The following is a 385-nucleotide window of genomic DNA, read 5'->3' on the forward strand; positions in this document are numbered from 1 at the left end:
TCGCGCTTACCACGAATCCAGAGGCGAGTCTCACAGAAATATTTGCCTTATCCCTTCCTCTGCCCACGGGACCAATCCCGCATCGGCAGTAATGGCCGGGATGAAAGTGGTGGTAACAAAATCTACCGAATCCGGAAATATTGATGTTGATGACCTGAGAGAAAAAGCTTTGAAGCACAAGGACAATCTTGAAGCTTTAATGGTGACCTACCCTTCTACTAATGGTGTTTTTGAATCAGCAATTATTGAGGTCATCAATATCATTCACGAAAACGGCGGACAGGTGTACATGGATGGTGCAAACATGAACGCTCAGGTAGGTCTTACAAGTCCCGGAGCTATTGGTGCCGACGTGTGTCACCTCAACCTGCACAAGACATTTGCC

Annotated in this window: 1 protein-coding gene; it reads left to right on the forward strand. The window is 47.0% G+C overall.

The features are described 5' to 3' along the window. The coding region (locus HC175_RS20180; protein ID WP_168139846.1) for an aminotransferase class V-fold PLP-dependent enzyme at nucleotides 1-385 on the forward strand (385 nt) is incomplete at both ends.

It is taken from the genome of Salinimicrobium oceani, from assembly GCF_012037645.1.